At 73.8% G+C, this 22,172-nt stretch carries 18 protein-coding genes; 11 read left to right on the top strand and 7 right to left on the bottom strand.

The features are described 5' to 3' along the window. Positions 1-106: 106 nt before the first annotated feature. The 3 genes from Sru02f_RS25775 (at position 107) to Sru02f_RS25765 (ending at position 3,633) form a co-directional block, all read left to right on the top strand. The gene (locus tag Sru02f_RS25775) at positions 107-1,060 is read left to right on the top strand and encodes a hypothetical protein (protein ID WP_109028506.1); all 954 of its coding nucleotides are present in this window, start codon (positions 107-109) and stop codon (positions 1,058-1,060) included. A gap of 198 nt (positions 1,061-1,258) precedes the next feature. Next, positions 1,259-2,587, top strand: a complete 1,329-nt coding sequence (locus Sru02f_RS25770; RefSeq protein ID WP_167469202.1) for an aminotransferase class I/II-fold pyridoxal phosphate-dependent enzyme — start codon at positions 1,259-1,261, stop codon at positions 2,585-2,587. Then, positions 2,584-3,633 (top strand): MBL fold metallo-hydrolase, encoded by a 1,050-nt coding sequence (locus Sru02f_RS25765; RefSeq protein WP_109028507.1) that lies wholly within the window; start codon positions 2,584-2,586, stop codon positions 3,631-3,633. Before Sru02f_RS25770 ends, Sru02f_RS25765 begins: the two co-directional genes overlap by 4 nt. Before the next feature lie 48 nt (positions 3,634-3,681). On the opposite strand, the gene Sru02f_RS25760 is transcribed toward Sru02f_RS25765, so the two are convergent. Next, entirely contained in the window at positions 3,682-4,308 is a 627-nt protein-coding gene (locus Sru02f_RS25760) for a DedA family protein (protein ID WP_109028508.1), read from the bottom strand. Then, positions 4,305-5,078, bottom strand: a complete 774-nt coding sequence (locus Sru02f_RS25755; protein ID WP_174854949.1) for an MBL fold metallo-hydrolase — start codon at positions 5,076-5,078, stop codon at positions 4,305-4,307. The genes Sru02f_RS25760 and Sru02f_RS25755 overlap by 4 nt, the downstream gene beginning before the upstream one ends. A 94-nt stretch (positions 5,079-5,172) precedes the next feature. On the opposite strand from Sru02f_RS25755, the gene Sru02f_RS25750 reads away from it, so the two are divergent. The 6 genes from Sru02f_RS25750 (at position 5,173) to Sru02f_RS25725 (ending at position 12,775) form a co-directional block, all read left to right on the top strand. Next, entirely contained in the window at positions 5,173-5,574 is a 402-nt protein-coding gene (locus Sru02f_RS25750) for a hypothetical protein (protein WP_109028509.1), read from the top strand. Positions 5,575-5,681: 107 nt separating this feature from the next. Then, entirely contained in the window at positions 5,682-7,835 is a 2,154-nt protein-coding gene (locus tag Sru02f_RS25745) for a phage holin family protein (protein ID WP_109028510.1), read from the top strand. A gap of 81 nt (positions 7,836-7,916) precedes the next feature. Then, positions 7,917-9,317: an amino acid permease gene (locus tag Sru02f_RS25740; protein WP_109028511.1), complete on the top strand. Its 1,401-nt coding sequence runs from the start codon at positions 7,917-7,919 to the stop codon at positions 9,315-9,317. Between the two features lie 78 nt (positions 9,318-9,395). Then, positions 9,396-10,457, top strand: coding sequence for an ATP-binding protein (locus Sru02f_RS25735; protein ID WP_109028512.1), 1,062 nt, complete (start codon positions 9,396-9,398; stop codon positions 10,455-10,457). Beyond that, on the top strand, positions 10,454-12,262 hold the full coding sequence (locus Sru02f_RS25730; protein WP_109028513.1) for a vWA domain-containing protein: 1,809 nt from the start codon (positions 10,454-10,456) through the stop codon (positions 12,260-12,262). Before Sru02f_RS25735 ends, Sru02f_RS25730 begins: the two co-directional genes overlap by 4 nt. An 87-nt stretch (positions 12,263-12,349) precedes the next feature. After that, positions 12,350-12,775, top strand: coding sequence for an OsmC family protein (locus tag Sru02f_RS25725; protein WP_003972448.1), 426 nt, complete (start codon positions 12,350-12,352; stop codon positions 12,773-12,775). 102 nt (positions 12,776-12,877) lie between these two features. Here Sru02f_RS25725 and Sru02f_RS25720 read toward each other — a convergent pair whose 3' ends face one another. After that, a complete protein-coding gene (locus Sru02f_RS25720) occupies positions 12,878-14,056 on the bottom strand; it encodes a hypothetical protein (RefSeq protein ID WP_109028514.1) in 1,179 nt (392 codons plus the stop codon). A gap of 194 nt (positions 14,057-14,250) precedes the next feature. Here Sru02f_RS25720 and Sru02f_RS25715 point away from each other — a divergent pair, with 194 nt between their 5' ends. Beyond that, positions 14,251-14,736 (top strand): SigE family RNA polymerase sigma factor, encoded by a 486-nt coding sequence (locus tag Sru02f_RS25715; RefSeq protein ID WP_109028515.1) that lies wholly within the window; start codon positions 14,251-14,253, stop codon positions 14,734-14,736. After that, positions 14,733-15,545: a hypothetical protein gene (locus Sru02f_RS25710; protein ID WP_109028516.1), complete on the top strand. Its 813-nt coding sequence runs from the start codon at positions 14,733-14,735 to the stop codon at positions 15,543-15,545. The genes Sru02f_RS25715 and Sru02f_RS25710 overlap by 4 nt, the downstream gene beginning before the upstream one ends. 9 nt (positions 15,546-15,554) lie before the next feature. Here Sru02f_RS25710 and narI read toward each other — a convergent pair whose 3' ends face one another. Genes narI through Sru02f_RS25690 form a run of 4 tightly spaced genes read right to left on the bottom strand, consistent with a single transcriptional unit; the run spans position 15,555 to position 22,063 of the window. Next, positions 15,555-16,277, bottom strand: a complete 723-nt coding sequence (gene narI / locus Sru02f_RS25705; RefSeq protein WP_109028517.1) for a respiratory nitrate reductase subunit gamma — start codon at positions 16,275-16,277, stop codon at positions 15,555-15,557. After that, a complete protein-coding gene (gene narJ, locus Sru02f_RS25700; protein ID WP_109028518.1) occupies positions 16,274-16,768 on the bottom strand; it encodes a nitrate reductase molybdenum cofactor assembly chaperone in 495 nt (164 codons plus the stop codon). The genes narI and narJ overlap by 4 nt, the downstream gene beginning before the upstream one ends. A 4-nt stretch (positions 16,769-16,772) precedes the next feature. Beyond that, complete coding sequence (narH, locus tag Sru02f_RS25695; RefSeq protein ID WP_109028519.1) at positions 16,773-18,368, bottom strand: nitrate reductase subunit beta; 1,596 nt, start codon at positions 18,366-18,368, stop codon at positions 16,773-16,775. Further along, positions 18,368-22,063, bottom strand: coding sequence for a nitrate reductase subunit alpha (locus tag Sru02f_RS25690; RefSeq protein ID WP_109028968.1), 3,696 nt, complete (start codon positions 22,061-22,063; stop codon positions 18,368-18,370). The genes narH and Sru02f_RS25690 overlap by 1 nt, the downstream gene beginning before the upstream one ends. Positions 22,064-22,172: the final 109 nt, after the last annotated feature.

Genomic DNA, 22,172 nt, shown 5'->3' with positions numbered 1-22,172 from the left:
GCGCGAACGGAGCACGGTGACGGGCGTGGCCGTGCCGGGCGGGCTGTGATGGCCGAGGGGCGCGAGTGCAGTGCCCCGCAAGCCGTCGCTCGAAGGAGCCCGTCCCATGCGCCGCACCGCCCGCGCCCTGTCCGTCGCCGTGCTGGCCAGTGCCGCCCTCGGTCTCTCAGCGGGGGTGGGCTCGGCCGACCCGGGTGTCCCGCCGCCTCCCTCCGGCGCGGGGGAACCCGCCGTCCCTCCGCCTGCCGACGACTCGGCGGCCGTGCCCCCGGCGTCCGCCGAGGAGGCCCCGCCGCCGTCCGCCGGGCAGGCCGCGGCGCAGGTCAGCCCGGCGGACGCCGGCCCCGGAGACACCGTCACGGTCTCGGTCTCGTGCGGTCCGACCGGCGGGTCCGCGCCCGCGAGCCTCGACGCCACCTCGGCGGCCTTCGAGGAGGGCACCGTCGCGCTGCGCAAGGTGGCGGACGACGCGGGAACGGCGTCCGGGCCGGCCTACCGCGGCACCGCGCGCATAGCCGCCGCCGAGGACTTCGCGGCCGAGCGGCCCGCAGCGGACACCGCGGACCCGGAGGGCGCGGCGAACCCGGAGGCCGCGGCCGACCCGGGGGGAGCCACGGACCCGGGAGGCGTCACGAACCCGGGAGGGGCCACGGACAGCGAGCCCTCGGCGGGGACCGAGGGCTGGGCCGAGACCGGCGACGCCGCTGAGGCCGCCGGCGACTGGACCGTCGACGGCGCCTGCCCGGACGCCTCGGGCGGCGAGGGCGGCGACCCCTGGAGCGCGACGATGAGCGTGCCGGAGGAGAGCGGTGCCGGTGCCGGTGCGGACGCCGCTCAGCCCGCGTGCCGGGAATCCGCCGCCCCGCGCGCGGGGACCTCCGCGCACGGCACGCCCTGCGGTGGTGCGACGGCGGAGCACGGGGTGCGGGCCGGTGCCGGCGGGACCTTCGGCGACTCGGTGCCCGCCCTGGTCGCGGGCGGTGTCCTGATCGCGGGCGCGTGCGGGGCGGCCGCACACCGGCTGCGGCTGCGCCTGCGCGGGGAGGACGGGGAACGCTGACCCCGCGCGGCCGCCGGCCAGGCTGTGACACGCGCAACCGGAGCTGGAGCCTTGGCGGGGCGCCACGGTGGGTACTGGGATCAACGAGCGGCGAGCGAAGCACAGGACCGACGGGAACGGAAAGGGACCGACGGGAACGGGACCGACGGGACCAGGGCACGGCACGGACAGGCGGCACGGACCGCGCGGAGGTACGGCATGCGGCGCACGGACCCCGAGGGCCTGGTCACGAAACCCGCAGGCCACGACACCGCGGGCCACGACCCCGCAGGCCGCCACGGCGCGGGACCCGGTGCCGTGGGACACGGTCCCGTGCGTTACGGCCCGCACTTCCCCGACGACGGCCTGCCGGTGCTGCCCGAACTGTCCGCCGTGCTCGCCGCCGCCGCGGGCCGCGCACGCGGTGAACCGGCGGGCGGCGCCCCCGCCCTCCTGGACGCGGCGAGCGGCTACTGGGACCGGCGCGGCCTGACCACCGACCCCGGTCACCTCGCCGCCGCCCCCGGCGCGGGCGCCCTGCTCCTGGCGCTGACCGCCGCGCTGGGCGGCGACGTCCTGGTGCCCCGCCCCTGCGCCGCCTGGTGGGCACCGTACGCACGACTGCTGGGCCGACCCGTCTTCCACGTACCGACGCCCGCCGAGTCCGGCGGCGTACCGGACCCGTACGCCCTCCTGGAGACCGTCCGCCGGGTCCGCGCGGAGGGCGGCGACCCCCGACTGCTGGTGCTGTCCGTCGCCGACGACCCCACCGGCACCGTCGCGCCGCCCGAGCTGCTGCACGAGACCGTCGAGGCCGCCACCGGCGAGGGACTGCACCTGGTCAGCGACGAGACCTGGCGCGACACCCTGCACGACCCGCACGCCACCGTGCTCCTCAGCCCCGCCGAGATGCTGCCCGAGCGGGTCACCGTCGTCACCGACCTGGCCGGCGCGCTGCTCCCGCCCGCCTGGCCGGCCGCCGTGGCCCGCTTCCCCGCCTCCGCCGCCGGGAACGGACTGCACGCGCGCGTGCTGGACGTACTCACCGCGCTGGGCGCCCGGGTCGCCGCGCCCGTCGCCGCCGCGGCCGGGTACGCGCTCGGCGAACCCGAGCCGGTCACCGCACGCCGGGCGGCCGCCGTACGCCTGCACGCGCGCGTGGCCGCCGCCGCGCACGCGGCCGTCGTCGCCTCGGGCGCCACCGCCCGGCCCCCGCAGGCAGGGCGCCACCTCTACGCCGACCTCGGCCCGCTGCGGGACGCGCTCGGTGCCGAGGGCGTCGGCGACGCGCAGGAGCTGGAGGACTTCCTCACCGCCCGGCTCGGCCTGCCCGCCCCCGGCGGACACCGCTTCGGCGACGACCTGCCCGCCCTGCGGGTCCGGCTCGCCACCGGCCCCCTGCTCGACGCGGGCACCGACGAGCGGCGGGCGGAATGCCTCCTGTCCCCGGACCCGTTGGAACTGCCACACGTGCAACGCGCGTTGACCGGTCTGAAGTCGGTCTTCGACGGTCTCCGCGACGCTCAGCGATGGGAGCCCCCTCGATGACGCAGCAGCCCCGGTCGGCCACGAGCACCCCCGCCTCCGCCGAGAACACCCCCGCCTCCGCCGAGGCCGCCGCCCACCCGCCGCTCGCCGCCCCCCGGCCGCCGGCCGAGCGCCGGGTGTGGCCGCGGACCTTCCACGACCGGCTGACCGCACCGCTGCCCGGTCTGAAGGCCTTCGCCAGATTCGCCCGGGAGGGGGCGGTCAGACCCGGCCCGGCCGGACTCGCCGACGTCCCCCGGCTGCCGTGCGCCCCCGGCCCGCTGCCCCGGGTGGACGCGCGCACCGTCGCCGTCACCTGGGCCGGACACGCCAGCTGGGTGGTGCGGATCGGCGGCCTCACCGTGCTCACCGACCCGGTCTGGTCCCGACGGATCCTCGGCACCCCGCCCCGGGTCACGCCCGTCGGCGTCCCCTGGAGCGCCCTGCCCCGCGTCGACGCCGTCGTCATCAGCCACAACCACTACGACCACCTGGACGCCCCCACCCTGCGCCGGCTCCCGCGCGACACCCCCGTACTCGTCCCGGCCGGTCTCGGCCGCTGGTTCCACCGCCGCCGCTTCACCCACGTCACCGAGCTGGACTGGTGGGAGGCGACCGAGCTGAACGGCGTCCGGTTCGACTTCGTCCCGGCCCACCACTGGTCCAAGCGCTCCCTGACCGACACCTGCCGCACCCTGTGGGGCGGCTGGGTGCTCACCGACCCCGACGGCCGGCGCGTCTACTTCGCCGGTGACACCGGGTACGGCCACTGGTTCACCCGGATCGGCCGCCGCTACCCCGGCATCGACCTCGCCCTGCTCCCCATCGGCGCCTACGACCCGCGCTGGTGGCTGAGCGACGTGCACTGCGATCCGGAGGAGGCGGTGCGGGCCGCCCAGGACGTCGGCGCGCGCCACATGGCGCCGATGCACTGGGGCACGTTCGTGCTCTCCGCGGAGCCGGTACTGGAACCGCTCAACCGCGTACGCGCCGCCTGGCAGCAGGCCGGCCTGCCCCGCGAACGCCTGTGGGACCTGCCGATCGGCGCCTCCCGCGTGCTGGAGTGACGCTCCCCGTTCCCGTGCCCGTACCCGTCGGCGCGGACCGCCGGACGCCTACGCCTTCGCCGGGCCCCGGAACCGACGCCACATCCCCGGCGCCACGCTGACCAGCACGGTCAGTGCGATCGCCGCGGCCACGCCCTCCCACGGCCTGCTGAACAGGGCGCCGCTGAGGATCCCGATCAGCTGGTACGTCACCGCCCAGGCCAGACAGGCCGGCAGGTTGCCCCGGGCGAAGCGGCGCAGCGGCCACTCGGCCAGCAGACAGGCCAGCATCACCGGTATCCGGCCGGCCGGCACCAGCCGGGAGAGCACCAGCACCGCGACGTCGTGCTCGGCGAGCTTGTCCTGCGCCTGCTCCAGCCGGTCCTCCGGCGCCCGGGACCGGATCGCCTCCAGCCAGCGCGAGCCGTTCTTCGAGCCCACCCCGCGCCGGCCCAGCCAGTACAGCGCCATGTCCCCGCAGAACGCCGCCAGCGACGCCGTCGCGAACACCATCAGCATGGCGAACGGCAGCGTCTGGTGCATCGCCACCACCGCCGCCGAACTCACCAGCGCCCCCGTCGGCACCACCGGCACCAGCGCCCCGATCAGGACCAGCAGGAACAGCGACGGGTAGCCGAGCGCCTGCTGCGTCGGCTCCGTCGGTATGTCCAGCGTCGCGGCCGCCAGCCAGCTCACCGCGCGACCTCCACCCGCACACTCTCGCCGTGCCCCAGCCGATGCACCGCCACGCCCGGCGCGCGCAGCGCCGACAGGCGCACGAACTCCTCGCCCGGCGTGTGGAACTCGTGGGGGCGCACGGCGTCCATCCCGATCGGCCAGTACGTGCCGTAGTGCACCGGCACCGCCGTGCGCGGCGCCAGCCGGGCCAGCGCCTCGGCCGCCCGCCCCGCGTCCAGGTGCTCGGCACCCAGGTAGGGGCCCCAGCCGCCCACCGGGAGCAGCGCCGCGTCGACCGGCCCGACCTCCTGCTCCATGCCGTCGAACAGACCGGTGTCCCCGGCGAAGTACGTCCGCGCCTCGCCCTCGACGACGTAGCCGAGCGCGGGGGCACGGTGCCGTCCGACCGGCAGCCGTCGCCCGTCGTGCCGCGCGGGGACCGCCCGTATCCGCAGGTCACCGACGGTCGTCTCGTCACCCGGCGCCACCTCGGTCAGCTCCAGGTGACCGAGCCGCCGCAGCCCCGGCACCGCCCGGCGTGCGCCCCGGGGCACGAGCAGGCGCGTGCCCGGCGCGAGCCGCGCGAGCGACGGCACATGCAGGTGGTCGGCGTGCAGATGGGAGACCAGCGCCACGTCCGCGCGCCACGCCTCGGGCGGCGGCACCGCGCCCCGCCTGCGACGCAGGTGGGCCAGCCGGCGGACGAACAGAGGATCGGTGAGCACGCGGATGCCCGAATCCTCGACCGTGCAGGTGGCGTGACCCCACCATGTGAGCTCCACCGGCACTCCTTTGCCTCCTTCGCGCGACTCCCCGAAGCCTACGTCCAGGAGTAGGGTCGGCGGCGAAAACGGGAGGTGACGGGAGGTGAGGGGGGACACCATGGGGCCGGTGCGGGTGACGGCGATCGCGAGTCTGACGCCATTGGAACAGCTGGACGACGACCCCTTCCTGGTCGACTCCCGCAGCCAGCACGCCATGTGCGCCCGCTGGGCCGCGGAGCACGGCTACGTCGTCGCCAGACAGCTGCTGGTGCGCGGTCTGCGGCCCGACCACGACGCTCTGTGGGACGGAGTGCGCCCCGGCCAGGACCTGTTCGTGGCACCCAGCCGACGGGTGCTGGAGAGCGCGCTGTCCTCCGTCGACGACTTCAGCGCGGAGTGCGCGCGGCGCGGCGTCCGCGTCGAGACGGTCGGCCACGCCGAACCGTCCTACGACGCCCGGATGAAGGCGTGCGTGCACCGCAGGCTGTCTATGCCGACCGCCGGGTACGACGGCCGCTGACCGCTGCCGCGGGGTGTGAACCGGACCCGGGGGGACAAACGGGCACTCCGGAGCGTTGTGGCAGGGTGGGGAAGGCCCGCACGGACGACGGGCCGGGGACGTGAGGTGTGCGGAGCGTGGGTGCAGGGCGTTGGCGCCGGGTCGCCAGTCAGGTCGGGCGGAGCGTCACGGTGTGGGCCGTGTCCACGCTCACCATGCTCGTGCTCGCCGGGATCCTGCCGGACTTCCGGCTCCAGTCGCCCGACGGGGACAGTGCCACCGACATCGCCATGACCGCCGCGGTCGGCGCCGGTGCCTTCGGCCTGCTCTCCGCCCTGGTCTGGCCGCTCCTGGTCCGCCTGCTGCTCCTGGTGCCGGCCCTCGTCCTCGGCCTGCTGGTCTTCTTCCTCAACGGCGGACTGCTGCTCCTCGCGATCGACGTCAACCCGGCCGGGCGCGGCGGCGTCGCCCCCGAGACGGCGGTCGTGGTGGCCGCCGTCATGTCCGCCGTCGCCTCCGCCACCGGCGGTGCCCTGGCCGTGCGCGACGACGACGCCTACCGGCGCCGCCTCTACCGCCTCGCCGACCGACGCCGCAGATCGGGACCGCCCTGCCCGGCCGACCCCGGCACCGTCTTCCTGCAACTGGACGGCGTCGGCCACGACGTCCTGCTCGACGCCGTCGACCGGGGCGCCATGCCCACCGTCGCCCGCTGGCTCGGCCGAGACGGCTCCTCGGCGACCCACCGGCTCGCCCAGTGGCGCACCGACTGGTCCAGCCAGACCGGCGCCAGCCAGCTGGGCATCCTGCACGGCAGCAACCACGACGTCCCCGCCTTCCGCTGGTACGAGAAGGACAGCGGCGAGGTCATGGTCTGCAACCGCCCGACCAGCGCCGCCGAACTCCAGTACCGCGCCGTGCGGCGCACCGGCGACGGCGGACTGCTCAGCCTCGACGGCGCCAGCCGCGGCAACCTGTTCGGCGGCGGCGCCGACGAACAGGCCCTCGTGCTGTCCATAGCCACCCGCCGCCGCAGCCGGGAGACCCGCTCCAGATCCGGCTACTTCGCCTACTTCTCCGACCCCGCCAACGCCGTGCGTACCGCGATGTCCTTCGTCGCCGAGGTGTGCCGGGAGATCGGCCAGTCCACCCGCGCCCGCGTCCACAAGGTCCGACCGCGCGTCTCCCGCGGCGGCCTCTACCCCTTCGTGCGCGCCTTCGCGACCGTCGTCGAACGCGACGTCGTCGTCGCCGCGGTCATGGGCGACATGCTGGCCGGCCGCACCGCCGTCTACGCCGACCTGGTGGCCTACGACGAGGTCGCCCACCACTCCGGGCCGGTCGGCCGGGACGCCGCCAAGGTCCTCGGGCGGCTCGACCGGTCCCTCGCCCTGATCGAGAACGTCGCCGAGCACGCGCCCCGCCCGTACCGGATCGTGCTCCTGTCCGACCACGGCCAGAGCCCCGGCGAGACCTTCCGCGCCCGCTACGGCCTGACCCTCGCCGACCTGGTGCGGGCCGGCTGCGGGCTGCCCGTGCCGCGCAGCGCCCGGCGCACCCGCAGCGGCGCCGAGGCGCGCAACACCGTACGCGCCGCCCTGCACCGACCCGTGGAGGAGGGCGCCGAGCAGCAGCGGCCCGCCGACACCCCCACCGGGCGCCGATCCGAGCCGATCGTGCTGGCCTCCGGCAACCTGGGCCTGGTCTCCTTCCCGGACGTGCCGCACCGGATGACCCGCGAGGAGATCGACGCCCGCCACCCCGCCCTGCTGCCCACCCTCGCCAACCACCCCGGCATCGGCTTCCTGCTGGTGCGCAGCGAGGAACACGGCGGTGTGGTGCTCGGCGCGCGCGGCGCCGAGGTGCCCCTGGACCGGCTCGACCAGGACCCCGGGCCGCTCGCCCCCTTCGGCCCCGGCGCCGCCGACGCCGTCCGCCGCACGCACTCCTTCCCGCACACCGCCGACATCATGGTCAACTCCTTCCACGACCCGGTCGACGGCGAGGTCCTCGCCTTCGAGGAGCAGATCGGCTCGCACGGCGGCCTCGGCGGCGCCCAGTCGCGCGCCTTCCTGCTGTCGCCGGTCGTGCTGTCCGCGCCCGTCGACGAGGGCGCGGAGGTCGTCGGCGCCGAACACGTCCACCGGGTGCTGCGCCGCTGGCTGCGCGAGTCGAACGGTCCGCAGGTACCCGTGGACCCGGTGGACGATTCGCGGTCGAACGCCGCGGAGGGCGCATCTTTTCCCGTTGCGGACGGGTTCGTACGGGACAAAAGCGCCTGATTTGGAGCGGTGCCGGACCGTGCCCGACCATGGGCGCGTCCGGCGATCCCGGGCCCCGTTCCATGAGAGGCGCACCACCCCATGCACGTCACCGGGACCGTCCCCCCACCGGCTCCGGAACCGCGGGAGACCCCCGCGGCCCCCGTATCCGAGAGCACCCGGCACGCCCGCCGCTTCGGGCTTCCCGTCGCCACCGCCCTGGTCATGGGCAACATCATCGGCGGCGGCATCTTCCTGCTCCCGGCCTCCGTCGCGCCCTTCGGCACCATCAGCCTGCTCGCCTTCGGCGTCCTGACCGTCGGCGCCATCGCGCTCGCCCTGGTCTTCGGCCGCCTCGCCGCCCGCGACCCGCGCACCGGCGGCCCCTACGTCTACGCCCGCGGCGCCTTCGGCGACTTCGCCGGGTTCCTCGCCGCCTGGGCGTACTGGATCACCACCTGGGTGTCCAACGCGGCCCTCGCCGTCGCCGCCGTCGGCTACCTCGACGTCCTGATCCCGGTGAACGACCACCGCTGGACCGCGTGCCTGGCCGCCCTCGTCATCCAGTGGCTGCCCGCGCTCGCCAACTTCGCCGGCACCCGCTGGGTCGGCGCGGTCCAGCTGGTCTCCACCGTGCTGAAGTTCGCTCCGCTGCTGCTCGTCGCCGTCGGCGGGCTGTTCTTCTTCGACGCCGACAACCTCGGCCCGTTCAACGCGAGCGGCTCCGGCGGCATCGGCGCGGTCTCCGCCGCCGCCGCGATCCTGCTCTTCTCCTACCTCGGTGTGGAGTCCGCCGCCGTCAGCGCCGGCGAGGTCAAGGACCCCCGCCGCACGGTCGGCCGCGCCACCGTCATCGGCACCGCGGGCGCCGCCCTCGTCTACCTGCTCGGCACCCTCTCGGTCTTCGGCACCGTCGCCCACGAGCGCCTGGTCACCTCGGACGCGCCCTTCTCGGACGCCGTGAACGCCATGTTCGGCGGCGCCTGGGGCGGCTGGGCCGTCGCACTGGCCGCCCTGGTCTCGATGACCGGCTGCCTCAACGGCTGGACCCTGCTCAGCGCCCAGACCCCGTACGCGGCGGCCAGGGACGGCCTCTTCCCGGCCGCGTTCGCGCGCAAGCGGCGCGGGGTGCCCACGGTGGGCGTCGGCGTCACGGTCGTCCTCGCCTCCCTCCTCACCGTCTACAACTACACGTCCGGCTCGGCGAAGGTCTTCGAGGTCCTCGTCCTGGTCACCACCTTCACCGCCACCGTGCCGTACCTGCTGGCCACGGCCGCCCAGATCTTCCACCTGGTCTCCGGACAGGGCGAGAAGGTGGACCGGGCCCGCCTGGTCCGGGACGGCGTCGTCGCGGCGGTCGCGGCGGCCTTCTCCCTGTGGCTGGTCGCGGGCGCCGGGTACGCGGCGGTCTACCAGGGCGTGCTGTTCCTGTTCGCGGGCGTCCTCGTGTACGCGGTGATGGCGGCCCGCAGGCGGCGCGCGGAGGGGCCCACCGCACCGTAATTCGGCTGCGCGGGGACCCAGGGGGCACGCACACTGGGCCGGTCACCTCCCGACCCCCTCCCGCCAAGGAGCCCCTGCGTGCAGGCAGCCGTCACCGTCACTCCCGCCCGTCTCCCGGAACTGCTGCTCGGCCTCGCCACCGTGCGGCCGGTGTTCCTGTGGGGCGCACCCGGCATCGGCAAGTCCTCCCTGGTGAGGAACTTCGCCGACTCGCTGGGCCTGGAGTGCGTGAGCCTGCTCGGCACCCAGCTGGCGCCCGAGGACCTGATCGGCGTCCCGCAGATCCGGGACGGCCGGTCGGTGTTCTGCCCGCCGGAGTCCATCGCCCGCGACGAGCCGTACTGCCTCTTCCTGGACGAGCTGAACGCGGCCACCCCGGACGTGCAGAAGGCGTTCTACTCGCTGATCCTCGACCGCCGCATCGGGAACTACGAACTCCCCATGGGCTCCATCGTCATCGGCGCCGGAAACCGGGCCACCGACAACGCACTCGCCCGCCCCATCGCCTCCGCGCTGGTCAACCGTCTCACCCACGTCCACCTGGACGCCTCCGCGACGGACTGGCTGGTGTGGGCCGGTGAGAACGGCATCCACCCGTGGATCACCGACCACCTCACCGACCGCCCCGACCACCTGTGGTCCAAGCCGCCCAAGACCGAGGAGCCGTTCTCCACCCCGCGCTCCTGGCACATGCTCTCCGACGCCCTGCACTCCTTCGGCCAGCACCTCGACGAGGAGACCCTGAAGGTTCTCGCGCACGGCACGCTCACCCCGGCCCACGCGACCGCCTTCTGCGGCTACGTCAAGATCGTCCGCAGCCGGTTCGGCATCGAGGCGATCCTGAAGGGCGAGGCCCGCTGGCCCAGCCGCCTCCAGGACCGCGACCTGCTCTACTACCTCGCCGAGTCCTTCCGCGGCCGCCTGGTCAAGGAACTGCCCGCGAGCAAGGAGCACATGTCGGCGAACGGCCGCCAGACCGCCTACCGCGCCAAGTCGCTGCTCGTACAGCTCGCCGAGATCTCCGTCGAGGTCGCCCAGAGCGTCATCGCCTCCGACGCCGACGGCAACCCGCTGCTGCCCGCCTGGTTCCTCGTCGAGGCCGCCCGCGACATGCCCCGGCTGGTGGAGGCCCGCCGGTGAGCCGCACCCGCAAGCAGAAGCAGCAGCAGAAGAAGAAGGACCCGGCCGCCGAGGACTGCGCCAAGGGCGTGCAACTGGTGTGGGCCAACCCCGCGCTCGCGGCCATGGAGGTCAAGCTGTGCCGGGAGGAGGAGTGCGAGGTCGCGCCCCGCCACGGACTCGCCCGCGTCAGCTCCAACGGCCGGGTCCACCTGAACCCCACCCGCCACGCCGAGCCCGCCGACTGGGCCTGGGCCATCGCCCACGCCCTGATCCACCTCGGCTTCGGCCACGTACCCGCCGCCACCGGCGAGCGCGTCCAGCCCGACCGCTACGACCTGGCCGCCCGCTGCACCGTCGTCAACCGCTTCCTGCTGACCTTCCCGGTCGGCCGCACCCCGGACCACCTGCCGCCGACGTACCCCGACGGCGACGAGGAGCGCATCGCTGCCGCCTGGCGCCGCGAGGGCGGCATCCCCGCCGCCTACGAGCACTGCGGCACCGCGGACGGCGACCCCGACCAGCTGCTCGTCCCCTGGGACGGCTGGAACCTCCAGGTCCCCGACTGGCAACAGGCCTTCGCCCACGCCCTCACCCGCACCATGTCCACCGCCCTCGACCTCGCGGGCGGCCGCCGCGACGCCATGCTCGGCGGCCCCACCCGGCTTCAGCCCTGGCAGCAGGCCCTGAGCTGGTTCGTCTCCTCCTACCCGCTGCTCGGCGGCATCGCCTCCGGCATCACCCTCGTCGCCGACGCCGAACTGGCCCGCGCCCACGGCATATCCGTCGCCGCCGTCAACGCCGAGACGGGGGAGATCTACGTCAACCCGCTGCGCCGCTACGACGACGAGGAATGGCGCTTCATCCTCGCCCACGAGATGCTGCACGCCGCCCTGCGCCACGGCGACCGCTGCGGCACCCGCGACCCGTACCTCTTCAACGTGGCCTGCGACTACGTCATCAACGGCTGGCTCGTCGAGATGCAGGTCGGCACCATGCCCGAGGGCCTGCTGCACGACCCGGAGCTGGCCGGGCTCTCCGCCGAGGAGGTCTACGACCGCATCGCCGTCGACCTGCGCCGCCTGCGCCGTCTGTCCACCCCGCGCGGCAAGGGCGTCGGCGACGTACTCGGCGGTCCGCTCCGCCCGCCCCGCGACCACGTCGACCTCGACGGCTTCTACCGCCGGGGCCTCACCCAGGGCCTCGACCTGCACCAGCAGCAGGAACGCGGCTTCCTGCCCGCCGGCCTGGCCGAGGAGATCCGCGTCCTCAGCCACCCGCCGCTGCCCTGGGACGCGCGGCTGGCCCGCTGGTTCGACGAGTACGTGCCCCGCCCCGAGCCCGTACGGTCCTACGCCCGCCCCTCGCGGCGCCAGGCCGCCACCCCCGACATCCCGCGCGCCGGACGGTACTTCCCCCCGGAGGAGATCGCCCGCTGCACCTTCGGCGTCGTTCTGGACACCTCCGGCTCCATGGACCGCACCCTGCTCGGCAAGGCGCTCGGCGCCATCGCCTCCTACGCCGAGGCCCGCGACGTGCCCGCCGCCCGCGTCGTGTTCTGCGACGCGGCGCCGCACGACGCCGGGTACCTCCCGGTGACGGACATCGCCGGCAGGGTGCGGGTGCACGGCCGGGGCGGCACCGTCCTCCAGCCCGGCATCGACCTGCTGCTGCGCGCCGAGGACTTCCCGCCCACCGCGCCGGTCCTCGTCGTCACCGACGGCTGGTGCGACGTCCTGCGGGTACGGCGCGAGCACGCCTACCTGATTCCCCAGGGCGCGCGGCTGCCGTTCACCGCCCGGGGGCCGGTCTTCCGGGTGAGCTGAGCCGGAGTGTGATCGGATGGGGGGTGGGAGCCCGTCCGCCGGTCTCCCACCGCCCAGCTACAGCAAGAGAATTCGAGAGGAACCGCCGTGGCAACCACGCGCTCCGCACACACCGTCTGGGAAGGCAACCTGCTCGAGGGCAACGGTGTCGTCACCTTCGACTCGTCCGGCATCGGCGAGCAGCCGGTGTCGTGGCCGTCGCGCGCCGAGCAGGCGAACGGCAAGACCAGCCCGGAGGAGCTGATCGCCGCCGCCCACTCCAGCTGCTTCTCCATGGCGCTGTCGCACGGCCTGGCCGGCGCCGGCACCCCGCCCACCAAGCTCACCACCTCCGCCGACGTCACCTTCCAGCCCGGCGAGGGCATCAAGGGCATCCACCTCACCGTGGAGGGCACCGTCCCCGGCCTCGACAACGACGCCTTCGTCGCCGCCGCCGAGGACGCCAAGAAGAACTGCCCGGTCAGCCAGGCCCTGACCGGCACGACCATCACCCTGTCGGCCAAGCTCGCCTGACCTGGACGCCCCGCGCCCTCCGGCACGTTCACGTCCGGTGCCGGAGGGTGCGGGCGGCCCGGCGTGGGCGGCCCGGCGTGGGCGGCCCGGAGCGGCCGGGAGTCAGCGCCCGCCGGTCAGCAGCAACGGGCTGGGGAGGCCCGTCGTCCCCTCCTCGTAGCCGACGGCGGTGACGCCCCGCGGGGTCCAGGCCACCGAGGTCAGGTACCGGCTGCCGTCCGTACCGCCCGGCGGCACCGGCGGCTGGGACCACCGGCCGTGGCGCATCCGCATCACGTACGGCGTGCCGTCCGGCTGTTCCCCGGCGGCCACCACACCGGCGGGTGCGAGGGTCAGGTCGTTCACGCGACCGGCGTCGGCGGGGGTCGGCACCTGCTTCCAGGAGCGGCCGTCCCAGTGCGCGAGCAGCGCGTGCCCCGGGTCCTCGTCGTCGACCAGCTTCCGGCCCGCGGCCCATATATCGTTCGGCCCGCGGGCCTCCAGGTCCGTCAGTTCGCCGTTGACCCCGTCGTAGGGGACCGGTACGCGGGACCAGGAAGAGCCGTCGTAGTGCAGCATCGCGGGCCGGTCGTCCAAGGTGTACCCGGAGACCCACACGTCGTCGTCGGCGAGTGCGGTGACGGAGTACGTCCACAGCGAGGCGGCGTCCGGTACGGGCACGAGATGCCACGCCTCGCCGTCCCAGTGCTGGAGCATCGCCTCGGCGTGCGTCTCCTGGATCGTCCCCCCGGGCTTGTCCGGGTTGGGCACCTCGCTGTCGACGACGATGAGCCAGCCGACCGCCCACACGTCGTCGGAGGCCCGTGCCGACACGTCCAGCAGTCCCGCACCGGCGAGCCGGATCCCCTCCGGCGCCGGCGCGTCGACCACCCGCCACTCGGTGCCGTCCCAGTGCTGGGTGAGGAAGGCCCCGCGCGACTCCTCGTACAGACCGACCGCCCAGGCGTCCTCCTGGGACACGGCGTCGATCGAGCTGATCTGGTTGGCGCGGTCGGCGAACGCCGGCATGGGGATCTCCCGCCAGGACCTCTCGTCGTCGTCGCGGGCCAGCAGCAGGGGCGTCCTGGGCTGGACTTTGCCCTCCTGGCGGACCTTGACCCCGTAAGCCCAGGTGGTGTCGCCGTCCACCCTGGTGACGCCGGTGAGCGCCGCGTGGCCCACGCCCGTCAGGTCGGCGGCGGACCACCGGGCACCGGCGTGCGCCGTGGCGGCCGGTACGGTGACCGCGGCCAGGGCCAGGACCGCGGCGGCGGTTCTCGTGCGTACGCGTATTCCACTCATGGTGGGCTCTCCCGCTGTGTTCTCGTGTCGGACGTCCGTACTCCCTCTCAATGCGGTGGCCTGGGCGAGACGTTGCGGAGTCCGCCGCCTTTTCCGTCCCCGGATTCGGCCGGGCGGGCCGCAACCGGGAGGGCGGGCCACCGCACTTGAACGGTGAGACCGTCCGCGCGGGCGGGTGGGGAAAGGGGGGTGGGGTGGATCACGGTGAGGACGCGCTGCACGACTTCGTCCGGGACAGACGCCTGGCGCTCTTCAGGAGCGCCTACCTGATGTGCGGCAACCGCCACGAGGCGGAGGACCTGGTGCAGACGACCTTGGTCAAGGTGGTGCTCGGCTGGCGGCGCCTGCAGAAGCTGGACAACGTCGAGGCGTACGCGCGCAAGACGCTGTTCAACACCTTCATCGAGGGCAGACGCCGGTTCTGGCGGCGTGAGCACGCGTACGGGGAGCTGCCCGAACGCGCCGCTCCCGACACCGACTCGGAGACCGGGATGGTGGTGCGGGAGGCGCTGGCCCGCATCACACCGCGGCAGCGGGCCGTGCTGGTGCTGCGCTACTGGGAGGACCAGAGCGTCGAGGCGACCGCCGCGGTGCTCGGAATGCGGGAGAACACGGTGAAGAGCCACACGGCCCGCGGGCTGGCGGCGCTCCGCGCCCAGGTGGGGAAGGAGTTCGTATGAGCGACGCCAGGGACGACGAGGTGCGCGACCTGCTCGCCCGGGCCGCCGAGGGGGCCGGCGGTCCCTCGTTCGACGCGGCGGCGGTGTTCGCCGAGGCGGCCAGGGTGCGCCGAAGGCGCCGCGCGGCGGTGGCCGGCGGGGCGCTGGCCGTCATGGCCGGCGCGCTGTTCACCGTGTCCGCCGTGCCCTCGGGCGGGGCGGACCGGGCGTCCGCCACAGCCTCCCCTTCCGCCTCCGCTCCGGCGCACACCGAGCTGACCGGTGGCTCGGGGCGGGCGCAGCGGCTCGCGGGGCTGCTGCCGGCCGGTGCCGGGGAGGTCGAGGAGATCTCCCTGGCCGTGCTGCTGAAGGACGCGGATCTGGACGCCGCCACCAGCGGGGAGTCCCACGGCGCTCTGGACGGCTGGTACGCCGTCCGCCGCGGGGACGGCGTCGGTTACCTCGGGGTCGCCCTGCACGACCGGAAGTACCTGGAGGCCAAGTTCCCCGACGGGTTGGACCCCGCCCACGACCTCTGCGCGCCGAGCGGGACCGAGCCGCCGCGCACCGACTGCGTGCGCGAGGAACTGACCGGCGGCCGGGTGCTCACCATCTGGCGGCAGCCGCGGGAGCGGAACGAGGACGGCCCGGAGTGGGGCGAGGAACTCACGGGCCGGCTCGTACTGCCCGACGGCCGGGCCCTGTTCGTCCGCGACAGCGCGGGTCACCGCGGCCACGGGCAGCTCGGCCCCCTGCTGCCGACCACGCCCCTGAGCCGTGAGCAGCTCCGCGCCCTGATGCTGCGCCCGGAGGTGGTGGCGGACAGGTAGCCGGGCGGGTCAGGAGCCCGCGCGCTCCCAGCCCCGCCGGTCCGGGCGCGGCCCCAGCTGCCGGGGGTCGCGCGACCGGTAGACCACGTACGGGCGGGTCAGGTACTGCAGGGGCGCGCTGAACATGTGCACCAGGCGGGTGTAGGGCACCAGGGCGATCAGCACCATGCCGACCACCGCGTGCACGTGGTACAGCACCGGGACGCCCGCCATCAGCTCCGTCTTCGGGTTCAGCGTGAACAGGCTGCGCGACCAGGGGGCGATGGTGCTCCGGTAGTCGTAGCCGTTGCCGGAGGTGTCCGACAGCTTGGCGATCATGCCCAGGAGCAGGGCGCCGAGCAGGAAGACGTACATGAGCTTGTCGTTGGCCGTGGTGGCCCGGAAGACCGGCGCGTTGGTGCGGCGCCGGTAGATCAGGATGCCGATCCCGGCGACCGCGAGGACCCCGGAGACCGTGCCGCCGTAGAGCGAGAACAGGTGGTACGCGTGCTCGCTGATGCCGATCGACTGCGTCCAGGACGCCGGGATGAACAGGCCGATCAGATGGCCGGCGAGCACGAACAGGATGCCGTAGTGGAAGACCGGCGACGCGATGTTCAGCAGCTTGGACTCGTAGACCTGCGAGGAGCGGGTCGTCCAGCCGAAGCGGTCGTAGCGGTGCCGCCAGACCAGGCCCGCGATCAGCAGCGCGAAGGCGGCGTAGGGCAGCACGCCCCACAGGAAGACGTTCATCGGCGGGCTCCGGTGGGTGCGGGCGGCAGGGTGGCGCACACGGCGTCCAGGACGCAGGCGTAGGGCGTGCCGAAGGCGGTGAGCCGGGAGCGCAACTGGTCCAGGGCGTCGCGGTGCTCGGTGAGCATGGTCATGTCCCCGGTGCGGGAGACGAACTCGAGGACCGCCGGCAGGAAGTCCGGCAGTTCCTCGCCGGTGAACTCCAGGCCGTGCGCGCGGTACAGCTCCTTGAAGCGGACCAGGGACATCCCGCGGTTGCGGGTGTCGCCGTCGGTCCACCAGCTCAGGTACAGGCTGTGCCGGTTCCTGAAGTCGAAGACCTCCACGTAGTGCGCCTGGAGTTCGCCCTGCCCGGTCGCCGCCGCGTGGTCGGTGAAACCGCGCAGCTGCGGCGCCGCCTCGCGCAGCAGGGGCAGCCTGGCGCGGAAGTCGTCGTCGGGATACGTCAGACAGAGCGCCGCCGCCTGGTGGAGCACCTCGAAGCCGGGCATCGGTTCAGACCTCCCTCTCGTCGTCCGCGGTCTGCCGCCTGCGCAGGATGTGGAAGTTCTCCACCGGCACCAGCGGCAGCCGCTTGCGTCCCGAGTCCTGGCCGAAGGGCCCGTCGCCGCCCATGCCGGGGCCGCCGTCGGTGTCCAGGCTGCACGTGTCCGGCAGCGCGGACGCCTCCAGCCGGTGCGCGTCCCCCACGGCCGCCGTCGGGATCACGTACCGCTCCTCGTACTTGGCGATCGCCAGCAGCCGGTACATCTCCTGGACCTCCTCGGGGCGCATGCCGACGCCCGCGCAGACGGCCGGGTCCGGATCCTCGCCGAGGTTGACCGACCGCATGTGGGCCCGCATCGCCGCCAGCTTCTCCAGCGAGGCCCGTACGGGCCCGGTGTCACCGGCCGTGAACAGCTCGGCCAGGTACTCCAGCGGGATGCGCAGCGTGTCGATCGCGCCGAACAGGTTGTCCGCGTCCTCGCCGTCGTGCCCGGTCTCCGTCAGCGCGTCCACGACCGGCGACAGCGGCGGGATGTACCAGACCATCGGCATGGTGCGGTACTCCGGATGCAGCGGCAGCGCGACCTTGTACTTGCTGACCAGCGCGTGCACGGGGGAGCGCCGGGCCGCCTCGATCCAGTCGAACGGGATCCCCGCCTCCTCGGCGGCCCGCCGCACCCCGGGGTCCTCCGGATCGAGGAAGACACCCAACTGCGCTTCGTACAGATCGCGTTCGTTCGGTGTCTCGGCGGCCGCGGTCACCTTGTCGGCGTCGTACAGGACGACCCCCAGGTATCTGAGCCGCCCCACGCAGGTCTCCGAGCAGACGGTGGGCTGGCCCACCTCGATGCGCGGATAGCAGAAGGTGCACTTCTCCGCCTTGCCGGTGCGGTGGTTGAAGTACACCTTCTTGTACGGGCAGCCGGTCACGCACATCCGCCAGCCCCGGCAGCGGTCCTGGTCGACCAGGACGATGCCGTCCTCCGAGCGCTTGTACATCGCCCCCGACGGACACGACGCCACGCATGACGGGTTCAGGCAGTGCTCGCAGATGCGCGGCAGGTAGAACATGAACGTCTCTTCGTACGCGAACCGCACCTTCTCCGAAGCCTGCTGCCGGGTGCGCTCCACCATCGGGTCCAGGTCGCCGTAGGCGGGCGCGCCGCCCAGGCTGTCGTCCCAGTTCGAGGACCAGCCGATCTTCATCGGCTTGCCGTCGAGCTGCGAGACGGGCCGCGCGACCGGGTAGTCGGTGCCGAGCGGGGCGTCGGTGAGGTTCTTGTAGTCGTACGTCCAGGGCTCGTAGTAGTCCTTGATCTCCGGAAGCCGGGGGTTGGAGAAGATGCCTGCGAGCTTCTTGAACCGGCCGCCCGCCTTCAGCCGCAGCGCTCCGCGCCGGTTCAGCTCCCAGCCGCCCCGCCACTTCTCCTGGTCCTCGTAGCGGCGCGGGTAGCCCTGTCCGGGACGGGTCTCCACGTTGTTGAACCAGACGTACTCCATGCCCCGCCGGTTGGTCCACGCCTGTTTGCAGGTGACCGAACAGGTGTGGCAGCCGATGCACTTGTCGAGGTTCATGACCATCGCGACCTGGGCCATCGGGCGCATCAGTACTCGACCTCCTGGGAGCGGCCGCGGATCACGGTCACCTCGTCGCGCTGGTTGCCCGTCGGGCCCAGGTAGTTGAACGCCCAGGACAACTGGGCGTAGCCGCCGATGAGATGGGTCGGTTTGAGGAGGAGCCGGGTGAGTGAGTTGTGGACGCCGCCGCGTTTCCCGGTCGTCTCCGTGAGCGGGACGTTGACCGTGCGTTCCTGGGCGTGGTGCATGAAGACCGTGCCGGGCGGCATGCGGTGCGAGACGATCGCGCGGGCCACGACGACGCCGTTGCGGTTGACCGCCTCGATCCAGTCGTCGTCGGCGACCCCGATCGCCGCCGCGTCCTCGGCGGACATCCAGATGGTCTGACCGCCCCGGGACAGTGCCAGCATGAACAGGTTGTCCTGGTACTCGGAGTGGATGGACCACTTGTTGTGCGGGGTGAGGTACCGGACCGTCACCTCGCGGTGCCCGTCGGGGCCCAACTGCGGTTCGCCGAACAGCCGGTGCATGTCCAGCGGCGGCCGGTACACGGGCAGCGCCTCGCCCAGCTCGTGCATCCAGTCGTGGTCGACGAAGAAGTGCTGGCGCCCGGTGAGGGTGTGCCAGGGCTTGAGGTGCTCGGTGTTGAGCGTGAACGCCGTGTAGCGCCGCCCGCCCGCCTCGCTCCCGGACCACTCCGGCGAGGTGATCACCGGCACGGGCGCCGCCTGGGTGTCCGCGTAGGTGATCCGCTTGCCCTCGTGCTCGGCGGCCAGGTGGGCCATCTCCTGCCCGGTCTTCGCCTCCAGGGTGTGGAAGCCCTGGGTGGCCAGGCGGCCGTTGGTGGTGCCGGACAGGGACAGGATGGTGTTGGCCGCCTTGACCGCCGTGTCCAGCGCCGGACGCCCGTCGGCCGGGCCGCCGCGCACCGTGCCGTTGAGGTCCCGCAGCCGCGCCACCTCCTCGTCCGGCTTCAGGGTGATGCCCTTGGCGGGCAGGCCCTTGGCCTCCACCAGCGGTCCCAGCGCCGCGAACTTCGCCCCGATCGCCGTGTAGTCGCGCTCCACGACGACGAGGTTCGGCATGGTCTTGCCCGGCTCCGGCTCGCACTCCCCGCGCCGCCAGTCCCGTACGACACCGCCCGGCTGGGCGATCTCGCCCGGGGTGTCGTGCTGGAGCGGGGCCGCCACCAGGTCCTTGCGGACACCGAGGTGGTCCTCGGCCAGTTCGCTCAGCTTCTCCGCGAGCACCTTGAAGGTGTCGAAGTCGGTGCGCGCCTGCCAGGGCGGGTCCACCGCCGGGGAGAAGGCGTGCACGTAGGGGTGCATGTCCGTGCTGGACAGGTCGTGCTTCTCGTACCAGGTCGCGGCGGGCAGCACCACGTCGGACAGCAGCGTGGACGAGGTGTGCCGGAAGTCCAGCGACAGCAGCAGGTCGACCTTCCCCTCGGGCGCCTCCTCGTGCCAGACCACGTCCCGGGGCCGCTCGCCGGGCGCCGCCTCCTCGGCGCGCAGCGAGGACTGGGTGCCCAGCAGGTGCTTGGTGAAGTACTCGGCGCCCTTGCCGGACGAGCCCAGCAGGTTGGCCCGCCACAGGGTCACGATCCGCGGCCAGTTCTCCGGCGCGTCCGGGTCCTCGCCCGCGAACTTGAGCGTCCCCGCCCGCAGTTCGGCCACCACGTTCGCCACCGGGTCGCCGAAGGTCTCGCCCAGCTCCAGCGGGTTGCGGTCGAAGGTCGGGTACGAGGGCATCCAGCCCGTCCGCGCCGACAGGGCGAGGCAGTCCGCGCCCGCCATCCCGGCCAGCCGCCCCTCGCCCAGCGGCGAGGCGAGGACGTCGGCGCGGAACCGGTCGTAGCGCCACTGGTCGGTGTGCAGGTACCAGTACCCGGTGCCGATCGCCTGGCGCGGCGGGCGCGACCAGTCCGACGCGGCGGCCAGCGACGCCCAGCCGGTCACCGGACGGCACTTCTCCTGGCCCACGTAGTGCGCCCAGCCGCCGCCGTTGCGGCCCTGGCAGCCGGTGAGCTGGAGCAGGGCCAGGAAGCCCCGGTAGATCGTCTCGGAGTGGAACCAGTGGTTGGTGCCCGCGCCCATCAGGATCATGCAGCGGCCCTTGGAGCGTTCGGCGGTGCGCGCGAACTCGCGGGCGATGCGGACGCAGGCCGCCGCCGGGACCGAGGTGTGCGTCTCCTGCCAGGCCGGGGTGGCGGGCGCGTCGGCGTCCTCGTACGACGCCGGCCAGTCGCCCGGCAGGTCCGGCCGGGCCACGCCGTACTGGGCCAGCATCAGGTCGAAGACCGTCGTCACCAGCGGCCCGGTCGCCCCGCCGAGGCGCGTCGCCGGCACCCCGCGGCGCAGGACGTCGCCGCGTCCCTGCCCGTGTGTGCCGCCCTCGGTGTCGAAGCGGGGGAGGAGCATCTCCACGCCCGAGGCCATCTCGTGGCCGTGCAGGCTCAGCCGGGGGCGCACGTCGCCCAGGTCCAGGTTCCACTTCCCCTGGTCGGCCTCGTTCCAGCGGAAGCCCAGCGAGCCGTTCGGGACCACCGCGCGGCCCGTCGCCTCGTCCAGGACCACCGTCTTCCAGCGGGCGTCGTCGCCGCCCTGCCCCAGGTCGGCGGCGCGCAGGAACTTGTCCGGGACGTACGCCCCGTCCCGTTCGGTCAGCGTCACCAGGAACGGCAGGTCGGTGAAGCGGCGCACGTAGTCGTCGAAGAACGGGGTCGTCCGGTCGACGAAGAACTCCTTGAGCACCACGTGCCCCATCGCCATGGCGAGTGCCGCGTCCGTCCCGGGGTGCGGGTGCAGCCACTGGTCGGCGAACTTGGTGTTGTCGGCGTAGTCGGGCGAGACAACGACCACCTTCTGCCCCCGGTAGCGGGCCTCCGCCATCCAGTGCGCGTCCGGCGTGCGGGTCACCGGCACGTTCGTACCCCACATGATCAGGTACGCCGCGTCCCACCAGTCACCCGACTCCGGCACGTCCGTCTGGTCGCCGAAGACCTGCGGAGAGGCCACCGGCAGGTCGGCGTACCAGTCGTAGAACGACAGCATCGGGGCGCCGATCAGCGAGTGGAAGCGGGCGCCCGCCGCGTGCGACACCATCGACATCGCGGGGATGGGGGAGAAGCCCGCGATGCGGTCGGGACCGTGGGTGCGGATCGTGTGCACGTGCGCGGCGGCGATCATCTCGACCGCCTCGTCCCAGCTCGCCCGGACCAGGCCGCCCTTGCCGCGCGCCCGCTGGTATCGCGTGCGGCGCTCCGGGTCGCCCTGGATGTCGGCCCACGCCAGCACCGGGTCCGTCAGCCGCGCCTTCGCCTCCCGGTACATCTCCAGGAGCACCCCGCGCACGTACGGGTAGCGCACCCGGGTGGGGGAGTAGGTGTACCAGGAGAACGCGGCGCCCCGGGGGCAGCCGCGCGGCTCGTACTCGGGGCGGTCGGGGCCGACCGACGGATAGTCCGTGGCCTGGGTCTCCCAGGTGATGATGCCGTCCTTGACGAACACGTTCCACCGGCACGAACCCGTGCAGTTCACGCCGTGCGTCGACGTCACGACCTTGTCGTGGCTCCAGCGGTCCCGGTAGAAGGCGTCCGACTCCCGCCCGCCGACCAGTCCGATGCTGTGCAGGTCGGGTGCGGCGGTGCCCGGCCGGAAGAACCGTCCCGCGCGCAGCAGCGCCGCGCCCGGCTCGGTGGGCGGTGTCCGCGTGTCGGTCACGTGCGCTCCCTTGCTCACCCGGTGCCGGGTGCTCGCCAGGCCCTGGTTCACGAACCTAGGGCCGGACACGGGAGCGCACCTGTTCGCGGCGCCCGTACGGGTCAGGGGG

Source organism: Streptomyces rubrogriseus (genome assembly GCF_027947575.1).
Lineage (GTDB): Bacteria > Actinomycetota > Actinomycetes > Streptomycetales > Streptomycetaceae > Streptomyces > Streptomyces rubrogriseus.
This window is presented reverse-complemented; position numbering and strand designations above follow the sequence as displayed.